Below are 24,078 nucleotides of genomic sequence, written 5' to 3' on the forward strand. Positions count from 1 at the left end.
GCAAGGGTCTTAAAAAAAGTATTTTTTTAAGACCCTTGTTTTCTCCGTACATTGCAGTTTTTTACCCTTTCGGATATACTTAAAATGTCCGGTTTTCACGCAGAGTTAAAATAAAAGCCGAAGCGGGCCGGAAACGGAGTCAGTATGAATGTATTGGTTATCGGCGGCGCCGGTTATATCGGAAGCCACGTTGTAAAAGAACTTATGGCATCGGGCCATAAAATCACGGTGTTCGACAATCTGTCGTCGGGCTTGCTTCAAAACCTTTTTCCGGAAAACGCCTTTATTGCGGGCGATATTTTACACCCCGAATCCCTCGATGCGGCCTTTGCACGGGGTTTTGACGCCTTTATTCATTTGGCGGCTTTTAAGGCGGCAGGCGAATCGATGATAAAGCCCGAAAAATATTCGGTAAACAATATTACGGGTACTATCAATATTTTAAATGCCGCCCTTGCACATAACTGTAAGTATATGGTTTTTTCTTCTTCCGCAGCCGTTTTCGGTTCTCCGGAATATTTACCCATCGATGAAAAACACCCGACAAATCCCGAAAATTATTACGGCTTTACCAAACTCGATATAGAGCGCTATATGGACTGGTACGATAAACTCAAAGGCTTAAAATTCGCCGCCCTGCGTTATTTTAATGCGGCAGGCTATGATCCGGACGGCGTTATTACGGGACTTGAGCAAAACCCCGCAAACCTTTTGCCCGTTATTATGGAAACCGCCTGCGGTATGCGCAAAGAATTGCAGATTTTCGGTACCGACTACGATACGCGCGACGGTACCTGCATCCGCGATTACGTACATGTAAAAGATTTGGCGATTGCCCACGTAAAGGCCCTTGAATACATCGTAAAAAACAACGAAAGCTTAACCGTCAACTTGGGAAGCGAAAACGGCGTTTCCGTTTCGGAAATGCTTGAAGCCGCCCGGCGCATTACGGGCAAGCCCGTTCCCGCCGTTCACACCGGCCGCCGTGCAGGAGACCCCGCCTGCCTTTATGCAACGTCGGCTTATGCGCGCGAAAAGCTCGGCTGGAAGGCCGAATATTCGGATATCGACAGCCTTATCGCTTCTACATGGGCGGTTTATAAAAAACACGTAAAAGAATAAGGAGCAATAAATGAGTTTTAAAACAATATCAGTCTGGCTCGACCGCCAAGCCGAAAATATTATCGAATTGGAAACGCTTTTAACTTCGCATCCGGCCCTTGCCCCCGAAAGCGGCGGTCAGGGAGAAGTCGAAAAATGCAAAGCACTCGAAGAATGGCTTACCGCTCGGGGTATTACACAGCTTGAGCGCTTCGACGCTCCGGACGGCCGTGTTTCCTGCGGATACCGCCCCAATTTGGTTGCGACGATTAAGGGGAAAAACGATAAGCGTACCGTTTGGGTTATAGCCCACTTGGATGTTGTGCCGGTCGGAGAGCTTTCGCTGTGGTCGAGCGACCCGTGGAAGGTATACGAAAAAGGCGGCAAAATATTCGGCCGCGGTGTGGAAGATAATCAACAGGGCTTGTGCAGCGGTGTGTTTGCGGCCCTTGCCTTTATAAAAAACGGCATTGTTCCCGAAAACACGGTAAAGCTTTTGTTCGCCGCCGATGAAGAAGTCGGTTCGGCTTACGGCATTCAATATCTTTTAAAAAAGCATAAATTGTTCCGCAAACAGGATATTATCATCATTCCCGACGGAGGCGACTCAAAAGGCGAAACAATCGAAGTTGCCGAAAAAAACCTTTTATGGATGAAGCTCGTTGTCCGCGGAAAACAGGCGCACGGCTCCATGCCGAACCTCGGAAACAACGCGTATTTGGCGGGCTGCGCCCTTGCGCTCAAACTGAACGCTTTGGAAAAAGTCTTTAAAAAACGCGACAAATTGTTCGAGCCGCCGTATTCAACCTTTCAGCCGACAAAAAAAGAAGCGAATGTACCCAACGTCAACACAATCCCCGGCGAAGACGTGTTTTACATGGACTGCCGAATACTTCCCTGCTATACCCTTGCCGAAGTACGCGCTGAAGCCCGTAAAGCTATTGCCGAAATTGAAGAAAAATACGGCGTAAAAATCAAATACAGCGAAGAGCAGGCGGTCGAATCGCCTGCAACGCCCGTCGACGCTCCCGTGGTTACGGAATTGGCGGCGGCAATTAAAAAGGTTACCGGCAAAAAAGCCCGCCCCATCGGAATCGGCGGCGGCACGGTCGGCGGCTATTTACGCATAAAAGGTTATAACGCTGCCGTATGGAGCACCTTGGACGAAACCGCCCACCAGCCGAACGAATACTGCAAAATCAAAAATCTCGTGCAGGACGCAAAGGTTCTCGCCGCAATTTTCGGAGGTAAGGATTTATGAAAAAAAATCATGCTCACGTACCGTTTTATGTAAAGCGCTCTTGCCGCATATCGGCCTCATGTGCGGGAATTACCGCATGCAGCCGTTTTACCGCCCTCGCCGCCGCTTTTTTGCTGCTCGGTTTTCTTGCAGTCTTCACCGGCTGCGAAACCCCCAAGGTCGAACGTATCGATGCCGACACCGTAACCGATTTAAGCGGTTATTGGAACGACACGGATGTGCGCCTCGTAGCCGACACGCTGATAAAAGAATGTACAAACGCACCCGCAATAAACAATTATACGAGAACGAAGGGAAAGTTTCCGGTTGTTATCGTCGGCACCTTTAAAAATCAAAGCGACGAGCACATCGATACCTCGATTTTGGTTAAAAAATTCGAAGCGGCTCTTGTAAACAGCGGTAAGGTTGACTTTGTAGCATCCGCCGACGAGCGCGGTGAATTACGGCAGGAACGCAAAGAACAGCAGGACTGGTCGAGTGAAGAAACGGCAAAACGCCTTGCAAACGAAACGGGAGCCGACTTTATGCTCATCGGCGCGGTAAAAACCATTGTGGACATGAATACCAAAAAATCGACGCGCACCTATTACGTTACGGCCGAATTGATTGACATAGAAAGCAACCGTAAACTGTGGATAGGCGAAAACTCGGAAATTAAAAAGCTTATCTCAAAGCCCAAAGTGCGTTTTTAAAAAGCGCCGTTTTAATTGAAGTTTTAATTGTAACAGGAAGTTTTATGTTATTTTCTACAGCGGAGATTCAGGAAACCGTTAATATGTTCCGGCGCTATAAGCTTGATGTGCGCGCCATTACCATGGGAGTATCGCTGCGCGATTGCTGCAGCACATCGGGAAAAGAAAGCCGGCGGCGCATTTATGACAAACTGATGAAATACTGCGGCCGTTTGGCGCGTGTAGGCGAAGATATAGAAACCGAATTCGGCGTTCCGATTATCAATAAGCGCATTGCCGTAACCCCGATTGCCCTTGTAACCGAAACTTCCGACGAAGAAGACTATACCGAATGGGCAAAAACCCTCGACAAAGCGGCAAAAGAGTTGAATATCGACTTTATAGGCGGCTTTTCGGCGCTGGTACACAAGGGCTTTACCAAAGGCGACCGCAATTTACTGCGCTCGATTCCCGAAGCCCTCGCTACTACCGACAGGGTTTGCTCTTCCGTCAATTTGGGAACCACCAAAAGCGGCATCAATATGGACGCCGTAAAAGAAATGGGCGAAATTATCCTCAAAACCGCCTCTCTCAGCGCCGATAAAAGCGGTTTGGGCTGCGCAAAACTTGTGGTTTTTTGCAACGCCCCCGAAGACAACCCCTTTATGGCCGGCGCCTTCCACGGGCCGGGAGAAGGAGAAGCGGTTTTGTCCGTAGGCGTTTCGGGTCCCGGTGCCGTCGATGCGGCTTGTAAAGAATACGAAGGCAAGCCGCTGGACGAATTGGCCGACGGCATAAAAAAAACCGCCTTTAAAATAACCCGTATGGGGCAGCTTGTGGGTACGGAAGCGGCAAAACGGCTCGGCGTACAATTCGGCATTCTGGACCTCTCCCTTGCCCCGACTCCCGCCGTAGGAGATTCGGTTGCCCGCATTTTGGAGCATATGGGCTTGGAAGCCGCAGGTGCTCCCGGCACCACCGCGGCGCTTGCAATGCTTACCGATATGGTAAAAAAAGGCGGCGTTATGGCAAGCACAAACGTGGGCGGCCTTTCGGGCGCCTTTATACCCGTTTCCGAAGACGAGGGCATGATAGCCGCCGTAAAAAACGGAGCGATGAGCTTGGAAAAACTTGAAGCTATGACCTGCGTATGCTCGGTCGGTTTGGATATGATTGCCGTTCCCGGCGATACAAGCGCTTCGACTTTAAGCGGCATTATCGCCGATGAAATGGCAATCGGAATGGTAAACAATAAAACAACGGCCGTGCGCATTATTCCCGTTCCCGGTAAAAAGGTCGGCGACCGGGTAGAGTTCGGCGGCCTTTTGGGAGAAGCCCCCGTTATGGCGGTCAATACCTTTTCCTGTGCCGGCTTTATAAACCGCGGCGGCCGTATCCCCGCACCGATACACAGCTTTAGAAATTAAACGGTAACTTTCTCACAGTCGCTTTTTATCGGCCGTGATATATTATATAATAAAGATATCTTATAAAGATACCGATTTATATGTCCAGGAGGATAATTATGTCAGCAATTACATTAACCAAAGATAATTTTGAAAAAGAAGTTTTACAGTCCGATAAGCCCGTGTTGGTGGATTTTTGGGCCTCATGGTGCGGTCCCTGCCGTATGGTTTCTCCCATTGTAGACGAAATCGCAGGAGAAATAAGTCATGCAAAAGTCGGCAAAGTAAACGTTGACGAGCAAAGCGAATTGGCTGCACAGTACGGCGTTATGAGCATTCCCACCCTGATTGTTTTTAAAGACGGGAAAATCGCACAGCAGGCCGTGGGTGCGCGCGATAAAGCCGGTCTTTTAGACTTGCTTAAATAAGACGGCACATTTAAACGGGACCGAGTACAAAATTGAAAGCGGGCCCGCCTTAAGGCGCTTTTCACGCTCCGGCCTTTTTAAACCGCTTTTCAAGCACATCTGTGTTTGCAATTCTGATACTCCCGCGTTTTAATTCGACGGCGCCTTCATTTTGAAGGTATTGTAAAAGGCGCGTAATTACTTCGCGGGCGGTTCCCAAATGACGGGCAATTTGCTCATGCGTGATTTGTAAATTGTCGGTATTTTCCAATGCGCTTTCATCGAGTAAAAATCCGGCCAAGCGCTCATCCATGCTTTTAAAAATAATCTGTTCCATAAGCCACATAACGTCGGAAAAATGGGATGCCATAAGGCTGTTTGTATAATTGGCTAAAACAGCGGATTCTTTCATAATATGCCGATAGGTTTCCGCCGGAATAAGCCAAACGGTTGTATCCTTTTCGGCTTCGACGGTAACTTCAAATTGAATGTCCGCCAGCATACAGGATGCGGATAAAAGACACATATCGCGTTTAAACAGGCGGAACAAAGAAACTTCCTTACCCTCATTTGAAGTCATATAAGCGCGAAGCTGACCTTCAAAAACAAGTAACACACCTATGCAGTCGGCTTTTCCGTTATGAACAATCTTCCCCTTCGGTACTTGAGTAAAAACGGCGGCTTTTTTTAATTCCTGGCGGTGTTTAGCTTCGAGATTTTCCCAAGACGGAAAATATTTTTCAAATTCGGGAACCATATCGGTATTATAGCGTTAAAAAACGCTTTTCGCAAGGATTTTTTATAAAGAATCGCTCCGTTCGCCCCGATTCGGATACGGATATACCCTTTGAGAAAACAGGGACTTTTGTGCACAATATCGTTTTTCAATGCTTCTCAAGATATAAAAAACATATTATAATGCAGGACTGTTGTAACCACAGCTCTAAAAATCGGTCTTTCCGACGGGTTTGCAGGTGAATATTTTTCAAGGAGTCCTCCCGTGACAGATTCGTCCGGCGTACAAATGCTTATCGCTTTGGCCATAGGTTTGGCTACCCTGCTTTTCATTATGTTAAAAACACGGCTTCACGTATTCGTCGCGCTTATCGCATCCGCATGTATGATAGGTTTGGCCGAGGGTATGAACCCCACCGATGTCGGAACGGCCATCACAAACGGTTTCGGAGGAACGCTGAGCAGCATCGGTATCATCATAGGCTTGGGAATTATGCTCGGACGGCTCTTTGAAATGTCCGGAGCGGCACAGCGTATGGCCTATACGTTTTTAAAGCTGTTCGGCAAAAACAGAGAAGAAGAAGTTCTTGCCTTGACCGGATTTATCGTATCCATCCCGATTTTTTGCGAATCAAGCTTTATTATTCTTTCTCCGCTGACAAAAGCGATTTCGCGTCAAACAAAAAAATCAATTGTCGGACTGAGTATAGCCCTTGCTTCCGGCTTGGTCATTACTCACACTCTGGTACCGCCTACTCCCGGCCCCCTGGGTGTTGCGGGGACCTTCGGTGTAGATATCGGTCAATTTATGCTGACAGGTTTCGGAATTGCCGTTTTACCGACAATTATCTGTATGATCTACGCTAAAAAACTCGGAAAAAAAATCTATCAGATTCCGGGGGAAACGGGCAGATGGATCCGTCCCTTGCCTGAAACCGTTTCTCCTACCGTTTTATCGGATGCGGCGGAAAGGGCCCTTCCCCCCGCTTTTTTGTCTTTTGCACCGCTTATTACTCCGATTGTGTTAATTATATTAAACAGGGTTTTAACTTCCCTTGAACAAACGGAAGGAGTTGCCGCCTTTTTTATCCTTTTGGGAAGGCCGATTATCGCCATAACCATTGCCCTCATCCTCGCATCTTACACGCTTGTGATAAAAAAACCGCGCAGAGATGTTTTGGCAGAAATGGAAGACAGCATTAAATCCGCAGGCAGCATTATTTTGGTAACCGGTGCCGGAGGATCTCTCGGTCAAATTATAAAATCGGCGGGTGTCGGTAATTATATTGCATCGGGAATCGCCGCAACATCACTTCCTATAATACTTCTGCCTTTTATTATTGCAACCCTGATCCGTTTTATACAGGGTTCCGGAACGGTCGCGATGCTCACCGCGGCCGGCATTACCGCCCCCATTGTAGCAGCCGCCGGCGGCAATATGATTCTTGCAGGCCTTGCGGCATGCTGCGGCTCTTTGTTTTTTTCGTACTTTAACGACAGTTTTTTTTGGGTGGTAAACCGTTTAAGCGGCATCAGCGACACAAAAGAGCAAATCAAAGTATGGTCCGTCACAACAACCATCGCATGGGCGGTTTCGTTTATCGAATTGCTTATCCTTGATATTTTTATATGAAATTTGAGAGGTGATAAAAATCTATGAGCGCACAACAAAAAACTCCTGCCGATTTTGCCGCTTCCCTTACCCGCCGATTCAAAAACATCCTGTCCGGCGTAAAACGATTTCCTCATCCCGTTTCTTTCGGTTTTTTGATTTTTATAAACACAGCGGTTTTTGTTCTCAGACAAAACTATATTGCGGACGACGGCACCCTTGTATACCGTTCTTCAACAATACCCCTCCAAGCGCTGTTAGCCTCCGCCCTGTGTTTTTTTGCAACAAGCGCGGTAAACCTTGCCGCCCTGCGTTTTTCTCTGCCTAAAAAAATATCGGATTTTTCAGCTTCGGCCGCCGCTCTTTTGTGGATTCCCTTTTTTTTCCTCACGAAAAACTTCAACGATACGCCCGCGCCAAACACCTTTTACGCCTTTTGGGGGCTTTCATTCGCCCTCTTTGCCCTCTGCATTTTTTTGTGCATAAGCGAATCGAACAAAAAGGTAATTTTTCCCCATATTTTTGCATCCTTCTTTTTTGCCGAAGTTACCGCCTTCGCCGTTTTTGCAGGCCTTATCCTTTGCGGCTTTGCTTTCAACACTTTGATTTTTTCCATAAACCTTGACGAATATTTTATAATCTCTTTTACCTTTTCGCAATCCGTCGTTGCGGTTACCGTTTTTTTATCCCTATTGCAGCTCGACGAAAAAAACATCACCGTTCCGCGCTCGTTTCGGGCAATCGTTTTGTATGCGCTTTTTCCCCTCTATGCCCTTCTTATGCTCATTTTATATGCATATTTACTGAAAATCCTCATACAACAAAAAATGCCTTCAGGCCAAATAAACCCCTTTGTATCCTTTGCAAGCTTTTTTTACATAGCCTTTTATTTTTTGCTCCAAAGCCGCGAAAACCGCGCGGTTTCGCTTTTTTATAAAATCGCAAACCCGGCCCTCATACCCTGCATAATCGCGCAAATTATCGCAGTCGCCATACGCTTTCAAGCTTACGGATTAACAAGCGCGCGCTTGGCGGGCATGCTGTACATAGCTTCGGTTTTGTATTTTATCGTCCTCACCTTTATAAAAGACGGAAAATACACCCCGACTTTTTTTATCCTGATTGCAGCCCTCTGCCTTGTTTCAACCCTCACGCCCCTTCACATAAAACGCATTCCCGACCTTGAACAGCACCGAAGGCTCGAAAAACTCCTTCACAGCTATGGCTATTATACGGACGGCGTTTTTGCAGTACCCGCGGCAGCCGTCATAGACAAAATTCCCGACGAAAAAAAAGAAGCCATAAAAAGTGCATACTACGCACTTCCTCACGAAATGCAAAAAGAATATGCGCCGCACAAAAAAAACTTTAAGGAAAAATTCGGGTTTCAAACCCCATCTCCTTCCGATTCCGGCTATAAAACCTTTGAATACATCGCCCGAAACACAAAAATCGACATATCCTCCTATTCGTCTTTAGAGCGGCTTTACGAATATTCGGGCGTTGAATGCGAAAAGGTCATCCACGTTTTGGACGAAAAAAAATACAACCTTACCGATTTTATGCTCAATATGCCGAACAACGATGAACCCTTTGTCATTCCCGCAGGGGACGCCCGCCTCTACATCCTCGAAGCAAACTGCCAATATGACGAAGATACGCAAAACTTTAGATTCTACCGCTATTCAGGCTATATTTTCCGCTGATACCGCCCGCAAACTCGCATTACCGACACCCGGCTGTATACCGGATTGTGCATACGTCATTTTATTATGCCGATTTTTAAGGGCGCTGCGGGGCAAACCCCGCCGGGTGCTGCGTGCTTCCGCTGCCGCTCCATACCGCCGAAAGCCCAAGCTCCAAGCGCACGGCGGTACGCCTTCGGCGGCACTTCGCCCCCTAGCGCTTCTTCCCTTCCTTAAAACACATTAAAAAACTTTCCCCAAAACTTTGTTTTTTTAGAAGAAATGGGATATAATGTTTAAAAAGGGAACGTCCTGTTCCCTTTTTAACTTCAGTTTTACGCTTTGCGTAAAACTGGTTACCTATAGCTTTAGCATACATCCGTGTATGCGCCGGAAAGTGTATGGGAAAAGGTGAACCGGACGGGAACATGGCATAAAACCGTGCTTCCTGCTCGGTTTTATGCGACGAGTTTTGCTTTGCAAAACATCGCGGATAATCGGCCTTTCCGCCGTCCATGGCGGACATAAAGCTGCACATCCGTGTACGGGATAGGAGGGCAAGTTATGAGTACTGCAAATAGAAAGTACAAAGATTCTGTCTTTGTTGATTTGTTCGCAGAAGATGAAAAAGCAAAAGAAAACTTTTTATCGCTTTATAATGCCTTGCACGGAACTTCTCTTACAGCTACGGAAGATTTAAAGAACATCCGCTTGGATCAAGTCTTGTACATGACTTTTTATAATGACGTGTCTTATCTTGTTGATAATAAAATCATAGTACTGGCCGAACATCAGTCAACAATAAATCCTAACATGCCTTTACGCTGCCTTGAATATATTAGCCGCCTGTACGAAACTATCTTTGAATCAAAAGAAAAATACAGCCGTAAACTCTTGCACATTCCGACGCCCGAGTTTTATGTTTTTTACAATGGAGAAGAAGCCTATCCGTCCGATACAATTCTGAAACTCTCGGATGCCTTTATTGAAAAATCTTCATTGCCTAATCTTGAATTAACCGTTAAGATAATAAATGTAAACCGGCAAAACCGCCATCCCGTATTGGAAAACTGCAAAACAATGTATGAATACACTGTTTTTGTAGAAACGGTACGCAGATGGAAAAAAGCCGATTCTCAAAACGGTTTTCAAAAAGCCATTGAGGAATGTATAGCAAACGATATTTTGCGTGACTATCTAAAACGCAAAACAAAGGAGGTAATCAATATGTTAATAGCCGAATATGACTACGACACCGACATAGCGGTACAACGACAAGAAAGCCTAATGATTGGCATACAACAAGGCATTGAACAAGGTATAAAGAGAGGCTCCTACCAAACAAAGCTTGAAACGGCAAAACTGATGAAACAAGCAAATTGTGAACTTGACTTTATTATGCAAATGACAAGACTTTCCAAAGAAGAAATAGAAAAACTGTAACAAAGTGCTAATGTCGAAATGCAAAGTTCACCACTCGGCACTCACACTTTGTACTCCCTTAAAACAAATTAAAAAAACTTTCCCCAAAACTTTGTTTTTTTAGAAGAAATGGGATATAATGTTTAAAAAGGGAACGTCCTGTTCCCTTTTTAACTTCAGTTTTACGCTTTGCGTAAAACTGGTTACCTATAGCTTTTCCGTACGTCCGTGTACGGGTCGGAAAGCGTATGGGAAAAGGTGAACCGGACGGGAACATGGCATAAAACCGTGCTTCCTGCTCGGTTTTATGCGACGAGTTTGTTTCAAAACCGCACGTCCTGTGCGGTTTTGAACTCCAGTTTTGAGCATAGCTCAAAACTGATTATTAACGGCTTTTCTGCACATCCGTGTGCAGGATTTAAAACAGGATGTTTTATGTGCGGCATTTTACCGCCTAAAACATCGGGTATTTGCAGCTTTTTCCGGCATCCGTGCCGGGATTTAAAACATTGCGGATAATCCGCTTACCTACATCTGTGCTGTGCGTTATATTAACTTTTTACGAGGACTTATGAACGGTAAGACAGATACTACCTCTTTTATCTTTTCCGCACAAAAAGGGCACAAAGTACTTGACAAAGCCGAACGCGCCCCCATAATTACTCAGCACTCAGCACTCAGCACTCAGCACTCAGCACTCAGCACTCAGCACTCAGCACTCAGCACTCAGCACTCAGCACTCAGCACTCAGCACTCAGCACTCAGCACTCAGCACTCAGCACTCAGCACTCAGCACTCAGCACTCAGCACTCAGCACTCAGCACTCAGCACTCAGCACTCAGCACTCAGCACTCAGCACTCAGCACTCAGCACTCAGCACTCAGCACTCAGCACTCAGCACTCAGCACCGGCATAAAAGCGCGCTGCGGCAGCTCGCTTTTATGCAACGAGTTTCGGCGGCCGCCGAAACTCGCGGACATATAGCTTTTAACTTTCTTACTGCAAACTCGCGCTGTAAATTTACACTTTCGAAAAATCACACACTCAGCATAATTTTCTCATACCCAAACGCGCAAAGCGGATTTTTCCGCTCTGTGCGTTTTTTGTATACACAGTTTCAAAACCGCACGTCCTGTGCGGTTTTGAACTCCGGTTTTGAGCATAGCTCAAAACCGATTACTAACGGCTTTTCCGTACCTCCGTGTACGGGTGCAAGCGTGCGGCTCACATAGCGCCGCACGCTTGCACGGCGAGTTTTGCGAAGCAAAACTCGCATAAAAATAGCTTTAGGTTCGCAATTCTTAAGAATTGCTCACACTTAAAGATAATATCGAACGTACAGCTGTCAGCTGTATAGGCCGGGTTCTTAGGGCTGGCTAAGCCCTAAGCGGTATTTGGAAGATAGGATGGGTTTTAGGGAAGGAAAGAAACTTTTGTCCGAAAAAGTGTCTTTCCTTCCCTAAGAAAAAGGAGGAATCTATGGCAAAAAAGAAAAGCGTTTGGGAAGTCTATCTTCGTCCCAACACCTTAACCAAGGAAAACGACCGCGACTGTATTGCGGACGTTCACGCTCACGCCGCAACTCAGCGTAACGAGGACATCGCGGAACTCATCACCAAAGAGAGAAGCGAGTTCCGAAAAGAAACCATCATCAACATACTCAACATGCGGGACAAGGCGGTTAAAGACCTTATCCAAGAGGGCATCAGTTTTATGGACGGCTTGGTGCAAATAAGCCCGCGCGTGTCGGGTGTGTGGGCTACCGAAAACGCCCCCTACGACGAAAAGGTGCACAAACGTACGGTAGACCTCATCCCCACCGCCGACTTACGCACGGTGCTTGACGCAATCGGCGTAAAAGTAATGGGCGCAAAAGAAGAAAGCGCCCGCATAACCGCCGTAACCGACACCGCAACGGGCTTAAACGACGGTACCCTCACCATCGGCGATGACATCATCATCGAAGGCAACAAGCTTAAAATAGACGAAACCGACGCGGCACAAGGCGTCTTTTTCCGCCTTGCGGACGGCACCGAACACAAGGTTACCCGCCGCCTTTCGGTAAACCAGCCGAGCCAAATAATCGCCCGCGTACCTGCGACGGTTCCTGCGGGAAAGGTAACGGTGGTGGTAAAAACAAAATATACGGGAGGTGCCATCAAACTTAAAGAACTGCGCGAAATTGCATACAAACTTGCATGCACGGCAAAAGCGTAACACAGGTTCGTATCGCTCGGAACGGCACCTTAGTACCGTCCGATACGAGGTCATAGTACCGAACGATACGACACCTTCGTATCGGACGATACGAGCCCCTAGTATCGGGCGATACGGCACCTTCGTATCGGGCGATACGGGATTGTTTAAAAACGGAACATCCTGTTCCGTTTTTAACCCGAGTTTTGGGCATAGCTCAAAACTCATTACTTACAGCTTTACCGTACATCCGTGTACGGGAGGCATAAAATCGGACGTCGTGTCCGATTTTATGCAACGAGTTTGCCTACGGCAAACTCGCGGTATCTATGGCTGTTCCGGCATCCATGCCGGGACTATGGAAATTGACTTCCGCTGTTCCGTAGGAACAGCGGGAATGGCGGGTACACGGGCGCAGTGCTATGGTCGTACCGTACAAATATACTGTGGTGTGCGACGGGGTTTCGCACCCGCAAAATAATCTGCACAAGTGAGGGCGTGCGCGCCCGAACGCGGAAGCCTTTTTGCGGGTCGAGTTCACGTCGCACACATTCAGTATTGTTTATACAACCTTTTGCACCCGCCCCGATGTGCCCGCCGATTATCGGTATTTTGGAGGTTTGATATGAAAAACTCAAACAAAAACAAAAGCCAAAAGCGCTTTACAAGTTGGGCGGCAGTACTTGCACTTGCCGCATCGCTCGTGATTATGGGGCTTTTTACCGCCTGCCCCAACGCCGCAGGAGGAGGCGGCGGAGGTACAACACCTGTTCCCAAGTACGAGGTAAAATTCGGTGTGGACGGTGCAAACGGCACACTTAAGGCAAAATCGGACGGTATAGCGGAAACGGAGACAAGCCCCATAAGCGTAGAAAAAGGCAAAACCGTAACCTTTACCGCAACGCCTGCAAGCGGGTACCGGGTAAAGGGCTGGACGCTTGACGGGTCGGCGGTAAACGGCAATAACAACACTTACTCGCTTAATATTACCAAGGCGGTAACGGTAAAGGTGAGCTTTGAAGATAACAGCACTCCGCTTCCCCAACACGCCGTAACCTTCGGAGTGGAAGGCGTAAACGGAACTCTTAGCGCAAAAGCGGACGGAGCTCCTCTTACCTCAGGCAATACGGTACAGGAAGGCAAAGCCGTAACCTTTACCGCAGCTCCTAACCCCGGTTACGAGGTAAAAGAGTGGAAAATCACCGGGGCGGGAATGACCTTTGAGGAGGGCACAGGCACGCCTCAAAACAACACCGCGTGCGTAATCCTTAAAGCCCCCCTTACCGTAAAGGTTGTCTTTAAAGAAAAAACCCTTACCCCAAAACACCTTGTAACCATGACGGCAGGAGCACACGGCAGCATAAGTGCCGACCCCGCTCTTCCTTCCGACGGCATGGTAGAAGAAGGCAAAAAAATCGTCTTTACCGCAAGCCCCGATTCGGATTATGCGGTAGACAAGTGGAGCATTACGGGCGGGCAAGTCCTTTCCGGCGGAACGGAGGGAAGCGGCACGGCAATGGTAAAAATAACGGGAGACGTAACGGTTCATGTAACTTTTAAGGTAAAAACTTTTAAAGTAGAATTCGGCGTTGCAGGTACTCCCCCTAACGGAAGCCTCAGTGCCGTCTACAAAGAAGGAGGGTCTGTTTTTACCTCAGGCACTCAGGTTCCCGAAAACACACTTTTAGTCTTTACGGCAGCCCCCGATGCAGGCTTCAAGGTTGAAAAATGGACGGTAAACAATGAAACCGTAGCGGGCAACACCGCAAACACCTATGAGCACAGGGTAACAAAGGCGGCACGGATAACGGTTTCTTTTATTTCTTCGGTAGCCGTTCCCGATGAGTTTCCCCTTGCCAACGGGGAAGAGTACAGAGTAACCGACAAGGTTAAAAAACACGTGATAATGACAGAAGCGAAAAGTGTGAGCGGTGTATACACCCTCAGTACGGCTGTTGAATATGAAGGTATTACCTACACCCTAACCGGTTTCGACAAAGATATATCGTTCGGTTATCTAAGTGCCTTTGCCTTAAGCGGAGAAAGCGACTTTTTAAGTGTAGCCGGCGGTGTTTTATTCGATAAGGCTCAAACAAAGCTGATTCGCTATCCTATGAAAAAAGCGGGCACCTCTTATACGGTTCCCGAAAGCGTTAGGGTACTGGGTAATAACTCTTTTTCCCGATGTGAGAATCTTACTTCCGTTATCTTGCCCGACGGTCTTACAACAATAGAAGACGGAAGTTTTTTATACTGCGAGAAATTAGCAACGGTCAATCTTCCCTCTTCGCTTACCTCTATAGGCTCACACTTCCTTGCCGGCGCTGCTGTGGAAGCGGTAACAATCCCCGAAGGCATTAGTGAATTGTTGGAGTACTATTTCCTTAACGATTGCAAAAAGCTTAAAACGCTTGAACTTCCTTCTACCCTTACTGACATACATGGATACTATTTTTGCAGATTCTGTAGGGCTATTGAGAGTGTTACCTGTAAGGCGGCAGCCCCGCCGAGCATAAATGTCCTTGAGAGTTTTTTTGAGTTCGTAAACTTATCCGGCGTAACCTTAAAAGTACCCGCAGGCTCGGAAGCCGCCTACCAAGCCGCCAAGGGCTGGAAAAAGTTCGGCAACATAACGGCGCTGCCGTAAACGTTTCAAAACCGCACATCCTGTGCGGTTTTGAACTCCAGTTTTGAGCATGGCTCAAAACTGATTATGTACGGCTATTCTGCACATCCGTGTGCAGGATTTGAAACAGGATTTTTTATGTGCAGCATTTTGCACGTCCTGTTCCGTTTTCAACTTGAGATTTGGATGCGGCGTTCCGCCGCATCCAAATCTCATTATCTAGAGCTTTTTTCCGCCGTCCGTGGCGGAACATAAAAGATTTAAAATAACGTCGGCTCCGTCGCACATCCTGTGCGGTTTTGAACTCCAGTTTTGAGCATAGCTCAAAACTGATTACTAACGGCTTTTCTGTACATCCGTGTGCAGGTGCAAGTGAGCGGCTCACATAGCGCCGCTCACTTGCACGACGAGTTTTGCTTTGCAAAACTCGCATAAAAATAGCTTTAGGTTCGCAATTCTGAAGAATTGCTCACACGTAAAGACAGTATTGGATATATAGCCTTTACCGCCGTCCGTGGCGGGCATAAAAACTCACATCCGTGTGAGTTTTTATGCTACGAGTTTTAGGCGGTGTACACACCGCCTAAAACGTCGGGGATAATCGACTTTTTCCGGCATCCGTGCCGGTCATAAAATATTTTTTCGGAAAAAGTGTCTTTTTTTGTCAACTGACACCTATATATATAGATGGAGGTGAAGTATGACAAAGGCTAATCCCAAGCGAACCTATAAGGACTCGGTGTTTGCCGACTTTTTCGGGGCGGATAAGTCGGCAAAATCAAACTTTATCAGTTTATACAATGCCTTGCACGGAACACAGCTGCCGCTTGACTGTGAGCTGCGTCATATCAGACTGGAGCAAATCCTGTATATGAACTTTTACAACGATGTGTCTTTCCTTGTAGATAATAAAATCATTGTACTTGCAGAACACCAGTCTACCGTTAATGAAAACATGCCGTTCCGTTTTTTAGAGTATGTAGTCCGCTTATATGAGCAGATACAAAATCCGCGGGATAAGTATTTGCGCCGTTTGGTTAAAATTCCTACTCCCGAATTCTACGTCTTTTACAACGGAGAAGAAGATTTTCCGGAATATAAAACGCTAAAACTTTCCGACGCTTTTATGACGGCCGGCTCACAGCCGAACCTTGAACTCATTGTCGAAGTGGTGAATATCAATCAGGATAAAGCACATACAATTCTTGAGCAGTGTAAACCGCTTGCCCAGTACAGTTTATTTGTAGAAACGGTGCGAAAACACCTCAAGCTTGACAGGGAAAAAGGCTTTGAAAAAGCTGTACAGGAATGTATAAATAATGATATACTTAAAGAGTACTTGGAGCGCAAATCGCGGGAGGTAATGAATATGTTATTGGCAGAATATGATTACGCAACCGATATAGCGGTTCAAAGAGAAGAAGAACGTGAAATAGCCTTGGAAGAAGGTGCCCGGCAAAACAAATTGGAAACGGCAGCTGTAATGAAGTCGATGAATTACCCTTTGGATGATATTCACAAAATCACCGGGCTTTCCGAGGCGGAAATAGAAAAACTGTAACGTCTTGCGCTTTTTTACATCGGCCCCCTAGCGCAAGAAAACACAAAAATAACTAAGGCCTAAGCCGACGGTGTATTTAAAGCAAAGGGTAAAACATCTTCCCTGTCCGATTTGTGCTGTTCTTTTTTCATTCCCGCTGTTCTATACGCTCTTGCATTCATAAAATAAAGTTATTTTTTTCGGAAAAAGTCTCTTTTTTTTCATATCAAACCTATAATGTTTAAAGAGAGCGGCTGAAATAGCGCCGCTCTCTTTAACTCGAGATTGCCAGCGGCAATCTCGCATATGAACAAATTTCGGTGAGCAATTCTTCAGAATTGCTCATTTATGCCTCTTTTTATACCGGTACAGTTTTTTGTCCGCAGATATAGTAACGGCGGAAGCGTGAATGACACGCAAAAAATTCTGCACAAGCGAAGCGCGGAAGCCTTTTTGCGGGGCATTCCAACGCTTCCGTCATTGTTGTATATGTTTATGTTGCGGACAAGAAATATGTCATAGACATCGAAATTCAAAACCGGTGGAACGATGAGTTTGCACAGCGTACCGTTTTTTATTGGGCGAAGATGTATACCGAAAACTTACGGAAAGGTGAAGTGTATACAAAATTGCCTAAGTGTATTACAATAAATATAGTCGGTGAAGGTTTTAAGTTAAACAGTCTTTTGCACAGTGCATATCGGGTTCTTGAAAGACATCTGCATACTGAACTTTCCGATGAACTTGAGATTCACTTTTTAAACTTAGCTAAGGCAAAAGAAAAGCGAACGGTAAAAGCCGAACCGAATGAGAAAGCACAACGGCTGATAAATTGGCTGAATTTTATAGAAACGGACGATAAGGAGGTGCGTGCTATGCTTGCCGATAACTCTCCTGCAATGGAACAGGCAAATGAAACGGTAGACGTAATGCTGCAGGACCCGAAAGAGCGGTGGCTGTATGAAAACCGCATGAAGTATGAACACGATAAGGCCTCTTGGGAGCATTTCGGTTACACCCAAGGCGCCCGGCAAAAAGCTTTGGAAACGGCACGCATATTAAAACAGATGGGAGATTCAAATCAAAAGATACTGCAGGTAACCGGGCTTTCCGAAGCGGAAATAGAAAAACTGTAAAGCCTTGCGCTTTTTTACATCGGCCCCCTCTAGGTCAAGTTTCGCCTTTTGAAAAAAGTATGAAAGGAACCTCTAAACTTCCCAGTGTTCCGGATCCTTATTCCACTTGAGGGCGGTTTCGGCTTCCTGCGGGCTCAGGTAGTTTTCTTTTTGCAGCAAACCTATCAACACCGAAAAATCGGACAGGGATTCAAACGGACAGTTTTCTTCGGCAAAATTCCGTGAAGCCTGATCGAACTGATATGAAAAAATCGCCTTTAATTCAACCGCCGCTGCTCCTTCGTCGCGCAATGAGCGTACCGCCTGAATACTGCTTTTTCCGGTCGATATAAGGTCTTCGATTAAGATAACCCGTTTCCCCCTTATATCGGCGCCTTCAATCATGCTCTTTGTTCCGTGATCCTTTGCCGCCGAGCGTACATAGGCAAGGGGCATGTTCATATCGGAAGCGATAAACGAAGCCCAGGGAAGCCCGGCCGTTGCGACCCCTGCAATTACATCGCTTTCGCAGCCGGCTATAAGCCGGACAAAACAGGACACGATGAGGCTGCGCTGCTCGGGAAAGCCGAGAATACGGCGGTTGTCGCAATAGATGGGACTTTTTATGCCCGAAGCAAAGGTAAAGGGGTGCGCAACATCGATTTTTACCGCCTTTGTTTCAAACAGGGAGCGGGCCGCCGCAAGCTTTATATCATCCCTCGAAAGCTCTTTTTGAATATTGTTCATATTACATTCTCCTTATGTATAAGATTTTCTTACTATTGATTGCCGTAAGCGGCCTTGTTTCAGCCGTCTATTTTAAACCGGCCGTTTTCATAGACGATTTTTCCGCCGACAATCGTCAGTATATTTTTTCCCGTAAAGCGCCGGCCTTCATAGGGCGACCACTTGCATTTCGATTCAAGGTCGTCGGCTGTCAACGTCCACTCTTTATGGGGGTCTACGGCAATAATATCGGCATCGAAGCCGGGAAGGAGCTTCCCTTTTTTCGATAAGTTCATAATCGCTGCGGGATTTTCGCACATCAGTTTTTGAACGGTGTTCATATCGATTAAGCCCCGATGTACCGCAGTAAGCATAAGAGCAAGGGAGGTTTCAACACCCGGTATGCCGAAACAAAGCTTGCTTAATTTTTCTTCGGCGGTATGCGGGGCGTGGTCGGTACCGATTGTATCGACAAAGCCGTCTTTTATCGCCTGCATTAAAAAATCCGCATCGCTTTGACTTTTAAGTTCGGGCTTCATGCGTAAAAGCATATCACGGCGGGGACTTTCAGAGCGCAGGTTTTCGGTTAAAAATAAATGGTGGGGCGTAACTTCGGCATAGACGGGATGATTTTTATTATTCAGTTCGGGATTTTGCTTTGCCTTTATAACCGCTTCCATTTCCCGCTTTGAAGAAATATGGCAAATGTACAATCCCCTTCCGTAACGCGCGTTTAATTCAACCGCCGTATCTATCATTTCGTTTTCCGCATGCACAAAGATTAAACCGCCCGCTTTAAAAACACGCTTTAAAAGTTCTCTGTCGCGGATAAGCATAAGGCCGGTGCTTTCGTTTAAAAATACCTTTGTGCCGACAGCCGCGCCGCTTTGTATAACGTTTCGGATTTCTTCAACGTTATCCTCGTTTGACGCTCCGAAATGAAAGCCGCAGTTCACAATTGAGCGCTCGCGGGCTTTTTGCATTTTTTCTTTCAAAGCCGCTTCGGTTACCGTAGGAGGCACGGTGTTGGGCATATCGAAAAAAAAGCTTATGCCGCCCTTGGCACATGCTCGCGATCCGGTATAAAAATCTTCTTTATGCGTGAGGCCGGGATCCCTCATGTGCGTGTGTAAATCGATGATACCCGGCATAAGGATTTTTCCTTCCAAGTCGATTTCCCTAGCACCCGCAAAAAATGAAGTACCCCCGGCCGCAAATCGAGAAGTGTTTCCGGCCGCTTTACATCCGACGGAAGGACGTACATCCTGAATGATTCCCTTGTCGATAAAGACATCCGTTTTTTCGCCCGATACATTTCGGGCATTTTTTAATACAAGCATACCCTTAGCCCTAATAAGTACATCCTTGGCTTCAATTTTTCGTGACGGTTTCCGTGCTGCCGGTTTCCGTACCCACGGCGACGCATATTTCATCGAGGATAAGGCGTACCGTTTGTTCCGGATTTTCGCTTTGTGTAATCGGGCGGCCGACTACCAGATAATCGGCTCCGGCTTTGACGGCCTCGTAGGGTGTCATAACCCGCGACTGGTCTTCTTTTCGCGCGCTGTCGAATTTGTGCACCTCTGCGGGCCGCACTCCGGGGCACACCGTTACAAAATCTTTTCCGAAGCGGTTTTTTACCGCCGCCGCTTCATGTGCCGAGCAGACAATTCCGTGAAGCCCCGAACGCTTGACCGCCGCCGCCATAGCTTCCACCGTTTGTGCCGTATTAAAATGTTCCCCGTAAAAGCCTTTCATATCGCCGTCGCATAAATTCGTCAGCACGGTAACGCCTATGCACAGACTTTTCGACGCGCGCTCTTTGAGCATGAGGGAAACGGCTTCCATCGTTTTTTCGCCGTTTGCGCAATGAATGTTAAACATAAACACGTTTTGCTCGGCGGCAAAAAGGCAGGCTTGTACAACGGTGTTTGTAATATCGTGAAACTTTAAATCCAAAAACACCTTTTTATTGTGTGCGTGCAATCGTTCCACAATAGAACCCCTTGTGCGCAAAAAGATTTCCAAACCCACTTTGTAGACGGACACAAGGGAGCCGAGCTTTTTAACCAAGACCTCGGCTTCGTCCGCATTATCGTAATCGAGGGCGACAATCAATTTTTCCCGAATTGTATCTTCCATATATTTCTCCTATTTTTGTATTTCGGACAAACTCTTATCAAAGGCTGCGGTTTTCCCCAAACGTTTTCTATACGCTTCCCCTCCGTCCGAATGGGCGCCTCCGACCAAATCCGCTATGCGGCATGTATGCGCGGCGCAATACTCTTCCAAGCCTTGTTTTATTTCGGTAAAGACAAGGGGGTTTTTAAAAAGAGCGCACCCGACCGCCACAGCCGAAGCTCCCGCTAAAATGAATTCGATTGCATCGCGGGCATTTTGTATGCCGCCCATACCGATAATCGGAAGCGAGGTAATCTGTGCGCTTTGATAAATCATCCTGAGCGCTACGGGTTTTACCGCAGGGCCGGAAAGACCTCCGAACACATTGCCCAAAAGCGGCCTCTTTTTTTCTATATCGATTGCCATTCCGGAAATAGTATTGATTAAGGAAAGGGCGTCCGCCCCTTCGGTTTCGGCGATTTTTGCAAAGGCGCATATATCGGTAACGTTGGGCGAAAGTTTTACAATAAGCGGTTTGGCCGAAGCTTTGCGCACGGCCGAAACGACACGCGCAGTCTGCACGGGGTCGGTGCCGAAAGCCATACCGCCCTCCTTTACGTTCGGGCATGAAATATTCAATTCAAGGGCGGCTATATCGGCATTGTCCGAAAGCCGTTCGGCAACAAGGGCGTATTCTTCAACGGTTTTTCCGTTGATATTCGCAATAAGAGGACCCCTCACCGATTTTCGCACTTCGGGTACAATCACTTGTATAAAGTTTTCCAAGCCGACATTTTCCAAGCCGACACAGTTAAGCATGCCCGAAGGAGTTTCCGCAATGCGAACCCCCGCATTTCCTTCGCGCGCTTCGGGCGTTATCCCCTTTAACACAACCGCACCGAGAAGGTTCGGGTCGAAGATGTCGGCATACTCGGTTCCGTAGCCGAAACAGCCGCTTGCACTCATCAGAGGATTGCTTAAACGCATTCCGGCTATAGTAACTTCAAGTGTATTCATCCTATATCCTTAAACAGTTTTGCGTCAAAGACGGGGCCGTCGGCGCACACCTTTTTCATCCCCCCGCAGGTTTTAACCGAACAGCCCATACAAGCGGCGGAACCGCATGCCATTCTGCGCTCAAGGGAGATTTGACAGGGAATACCGTACTCATTGGAAAAAGCCGCCAGCTTTTCGAGCATGGGATTGGGCCCGCATGCATAAAGCATGGAAACCGCAGGCTCTGCCGTACTCGGCGGTTTGTCCGCCGGCGCCGAAATCAATCCCGTGGTTTTAAGATACTCTGCAAGAATATCGGGAACAAAGCCTTTTTTTCCCGCACTGCCGTCGTCCGTACAGAGTATAAGTTCAACTTCGGCGGGAAGGCGGAAAAAATCAATCAGCTCTTTTATACTTTCGTCTTTGCCGCCCGCAATAAAAAGAATGCGGGAGTTCGGATTGCGCTTAAGAATTTCGCGTACCGCAAGGTTTAAAGGCGCAAGTCCTATACCGCCTCCCGCAACAATAAACAGGGGCGCTTGCTTCGGATCGGCAATCTGAGGCTCTGAAAGCGCAACTGCCCCGGATGTTCCGAAAGCCGGAACGTCATCCGATATCGGGGATACTGCCGAAGGAATATCAAAGCCCCGCCCCAATGGTCCGTGAAGGTGCAGACTGTTTCCGGCCGCGTACAGGGAAAGCTCCCTCGTTCCTTCTCCCATAGGCCGGTATAAAAAGCCGGTCTCTCCGGTTTTTGCATCAAAGGAATAAAGGCTTAAAGGACGGGGCAGCATACGCGAAGAATCGTTCAGCGAAAGCATATAAAAACAACCCGCACTCGGTAAAGGTCTTGTATGCGCGGCCGCTTCCGGTACAACCGTAATGCAATAACATCCGCCTCCCGCATAGAGGTTCGAGAGAACCCGAACTTTTTCAAAATTCCGCCTTGTACAATTCCGTATCATGTCCGCTCCGTTCAAATGATATCCGTTTGTTCAATTTATATTCAGTTTTATATCGCCCGCCTTTGTAACGCGCTCGCAGTAAAAACACTTGTAACAGTCTTCGCCGTGAGAGCGTACCTTTGTAAAACGCGAGGGAATAACTTCCGCATTCGAAATACATTTTAAGTTTTCGCAGTGTATCAAATCTTCAATTTCGTCGGGAAGGTCAAGGGCAATTTTTTTTACAACCTTGGAATCCTGTATAATATTTATCGTTGCATGAGGAGCGAGAAGGGAAACCGTTGCGGTTTCTTCGGGTGAAAGGGTTTTGTTTGCAATTTTAATCAATCCCTTTTTATGCAAAAGTTTGCTTTTAAGATTTACCGCAACCGTTACCACATCTTCGTAGTTTTTCAGCTTAAGCAGTTTAACAACCGCAAAGGTGCGCTCCGAAGGAATGTGATCTATAACAACCCCGTTTTCCAATGCCGTTATTTGTAATTCCATATTATTTATCCCCCGTTTGTACTTTTTCGAGCGAAAGCGTCATCATTGCCTGACGGACGGGAATACCGTTTCGCGCCTGTTCAAAATAGCGTGCATAGCGCGTAGTATCCAAATCCGTTGCTATTTCATCGACCCGCGGCAGCGGATGCATAATAATCATATCGTCCTTGCATTTTCCTTCAATGTTGTCCCGATTGATAACGTAGACGCCCTTTACCTTTTCGTAATCTTCCGGGTCGGGAAAGCGCTCTTTTTGAATGCGCGTCATGTAAAACACGTCGACGGAACTCAAACAGTCGGCAAAATGCTCACACACGTGATATGTAATACCCGCATCGTCCAAGTCGTCAAGCAGGTAATCGGGCATTGCAAGCAGGCGCGGCGAAATAAAATAAATCGTCGGATTAAAATGCTTGAGCGCCTTTACCAAAGAATGAACCGTGCGCCCGTATTTTAAATCGCCCGCAAAGGCGACGTGCAGATTTTCCAGGGTGCCCTTTTCTTTTTGAATTGTGTATAAATCCAAAAGCGTTTGACTCGGATGCTGATTCGAACCGTCGCCCCCGTTTAACACCGGCTTGTGCGACACCGAAGCTGCAAGACGCGCAGCCCCGTCCATCGGATGCCGTATCACAATCATATCCGAATACGATTCTATCATTTTAATCGTATCCGAAAACGACTCGCCCTTTTTTACCGATGAATGATCGGCATCGAAATAGAGAATGTTCGCACCGAGCCTCATAGCCGCCGTTTCAAACGAAAGTTTGGTGCGCGTACTCGGCTCGTAAAACATCGTCGCAACGATTTTTCCGCTCATAAGCAAAAGCTTATCCTTTTCCGGCATTTTTTCGATGCGTGCCGCCTTTTCCAAAATAAACAGGATTTCTTCGGCGCTTAAATCATTCATCGAAATGATATCCTTTTTTCCGTTTATCATAAAACCTCCCCGAATAAAAAAAAGGATACCGTTTTCAAAAAGAAACGGTATCCTTACAAATTACGGT

The 24,078-nt window shown here is 47.0% G+C and carries 19 protein-coding genes and 1 pseudogene; 12 read left to right on the top strand and 8 right to left on the bottom strand.

What is annotated here, in order from left to right; all coding sequences use genetic code 11:
* The first annotated feature begins 144 nt into the window (after window positions 1-144).
* The 5 genes from galE (at window position 145) to trxA (ending at window position 4,867) form a co-directional block, all read left to right on the top strand.
* Window positions 145-1,122 (top strand): UDP-glucose 4-epimerase GalE, encoded by a 978-nt coding sequence (gene galE, locus V1L52_RS12500; protein ID WP_428770121.1) that lies wholly within the window; start codon window positions 145-147, stop codon window positions 1,120-1,122.
* Window positions 1,123-1,132: 10 nt separating this feature from the next.
* Window positions 1,133-2,362, top strand: a complete 1,230-nt coding sequence (locus V1L52_RS12505; protein WP_428770122.1) for a M20 family metallo-hydrolase — start codon at window positions 1,133-1,135, stop codon at window positions 2,360-2,362.
* The gene (locus V1L52_RS12510; protein ID WP_428770123.1) at window positions 2,359-3,054 is read left to right on the top strand and encodes a penicillin-binding protein activator LpoB; all 696 of its coding nucleotides are present in this window, start codon (window positions 2,359-2,361) and stop codon (window positions 3,052-3,054) included. The genes V1L52_RS12505 and V1L52_RS12510 overlap by 4 nt, the downstream gene beginning before the upstream one ends.
* Before the next feature lie 44 nt (window positions 3,055-3,098).
* Complete coding sequence (locus V1L52_RS12515) at window positions 3,099-4,460, top strand: PFL family protein (RefSeq protein ID WP_428770124.1); 1,362 nt, start codon at window positions 3,099-3,101, stop codon at window positions 4,458-4,460.
* Between the two features lie 98 nt (window positions 4,461-4,558).
* Entirely contained in the window at window positions 4,559-4,867 is a 309-nt protein-coding gene (gene trxA / locus V1L52_RS12520; protein WP_428770125.1) for a thioredoxin, read from the top strand.
* A 61-nt stretch (window positions 4,868-4,928) separates the two neighbouring features.
* On the opposite strand, the gene V1L52_RS12525 is transcribed toward trxA, so the two are convergent.
* Complete coding sequence (locus tag V1L52_RS12525; protein ID WP_428770126.1) at window positions 4,929-5,603, bottom strand: Crp/Fnr family transcriptional regulator; 675 nt, start codon at window positions 5,601-5,603, stop codon at window positions 4,929-4,931.
* 243 nt (window positions 5,604-5,846) lie between these two features.
* On the opposite strand from V1L52_RS12525, the gene V1L52_RS12530 reads away from it, so the two are divergent.
* From V1L52_RS12530 to V1L52_RS12560, 7 genes and pseudogenes are all read left to right on the top strand, one after another.
* On the top strand, window positions 5,847-7,214 hold the full coding sequence (locus V1L52_RS12530; RefSeq protein ID WP_428770127.1) for a GntP family permease: 1,368 nt from the start codon (window positions 5,847-5,849) through the stop codon (window positions 7,212-7,214).
* 23 nt (window positions 7,215-7,237) lie between these two features.
* Entirely contained in the window at window positions 7,238-8,899 is a 1,662-nt protein-coding gene (locus V1L52_RS12535; protein ID WP_428770128.1) for a DUF4153 domain-containing protein, read from the top strand.
* Between the two features lie 543 nt (window positions 8,900-9,442).
* Window positions 9,443-10,321 (top strand): Rpn family recombination-promoting nuclease/putative transposase, encoded by an 879-nt coding sequence (locus V1L52_RS12540; RefSeq protein WP_428770129.1) that lies wholly within the window; start codon window positions 9,443-9,445, stop codon window positions 10,319-10,321.
* A gap of 1,458 nt (window positions 10,322-11,779) precedes the next feature.
* Window positions 11,780-12,517, top strand: a complete 738-nt coding sequence (locus tag V1L52_RS12545) for a DUF4469 domain-containing protein (RefSeq protein WP_428770130.1) — start codon at window positions 11,780-11,782, stop codon at window positions 12,515-12,517.
* A 604-nt stretch (window positions 12,518-13,121) separates the two neighbouring features.
* A complete protein-coding gene (locus tag V1L52_RS12550; protein WP_428770131.1) occupies window positions 13,122-15,143 on the top strand; it encodes an InlB B-repeat-containing protein in 2,022 nt (673 codons plus the stop codon).
* 679 nt (window positions 15,144-15,822) lie between these two features.
* Window positions 15,823-16,683 carry an Rpn family recombination-promoting nuclease/putative transposase gene (locus V1L52_RS12555; protein ID WP_428770132.1) on the top strand — a complete coding sequence of 287 codons (861 nt, stop codon included), beginning with the start codon at window positions 15,823-15,825 and terminating at the stop codon, window positions 16,681-16,683.
* Between the two features lie 494 nt (window positions 16,684-17,177).
* Window positions 17,178-17,798, top strand: a pseudogene (locus V1L52_RS12560) (Rpn family recombination-promoting nuclease/putative transposase); the annotation flags it as partial.
* A 72-nt stretch (window positions 17,799-17,870) separates the two neighbouring features.
* On the opposite strand, the gene pyrE reads toward V1L52_RS12560, so the two are convergent.
* Genes pyrE through pyrB form a run of 7 tightly spaced genes read right to left on the bottom strand, consistent with a single transcriptional unit; the run spans window position 17,871 to window position 24,011 of the window.
* Entirely contained in the window at window positions 17,871-18,524 is a 654-nt protein-coding gene (pyrE, locus tag V1L52_RS12565; protein WP_428770133.1) for an orotate phosphoribosyltransferase, read from the bottom strand.
* 59 nt (window positions 18,525-18,583) lie between these two features.
* Window positions 18,584-19,843, bottom strand: a complete 1,260-nt coding sequence (locus V1L52_RS12570) for a dihydroorotase (RefSeq protein ID WP_428770134.1) — start codon at window positions 19,841-19,843, stop codon at window positions 18,584-18,586.
* A 31-nt stretch (window positions 19,844-19,874) separates the two neighbouring features.
* Complete coding sequence (gene pyrF, locus V1L52_RS12575) at window positions 19,875-20,645, bottom strand: orotidine-5'-phosphate decarboxylase (protein WP_428770135.1); 771 nt, start codon at window positions 20,643-20,645, stop codon at window positions 19,875-19,877.
* Between the two features lie 9 nt (window positions 20,646-20,654).
* Window positions 20,655-21,641, bottom strand: coding sequence for a dihydroorotate dehydrogenase (locus V1L52_RS12580; RefSeq protein ID WP_428770136.1), 987 nt, complete (start codon window positions 21,639-21,641; stop codon window positions 20,655-20,657).
* Window positions 21,638-22,585 carry a dihydroorotate dehydrogenase electron transfer subunit gene (locus V1L52_RS12585; RefSeq protein WP_428770137.1) on the bottom strand — a complete coding sequence of 316 codons (948 nt, stop codon included), beginning with the start codon at window positions 22,583-22,585 and terminating at the stop codon, window positions 21,638-21,640. Before V1L52_RS12585 ends, V1L52_RS12580 begins: the two co-directional genes overlap by 4 nt.
* Window positions 22,586-22,615: 30 nt before the next feature.
* Entirely contained in the window at window positions 22,616-23,071 is a 456-nt protein-coding gene (locus V1L52_RS12590; protein WP_428770138.1) for an aspartate carbamoyltransferase regulatory subunit, read from the bottom strand.
* 1 nt (window position 23,072) lies between these two features.
* Complete coding sequence (pyrB, locus tag V1L52_RS12595) at window positions 23,073-24,011, bottom strand: aspartate carbamoyltransferase (RefSeq protein WP_428770139.1); 939 nt, start codon at window positions 24,009-24,011, stop codon at window positions 23,073-23,075.
* Between the last annotated feature and the right edge of the window lie 67 nt (window positions 24,012-24,078).

Source organism: Treponema sp. HNW (genome assembly GCF_050320395.1).
Lineage (GTDB): Bacteria > Spirochaetota > Spirochaetia > Treponematales > Treponemataceae > Treponema_C.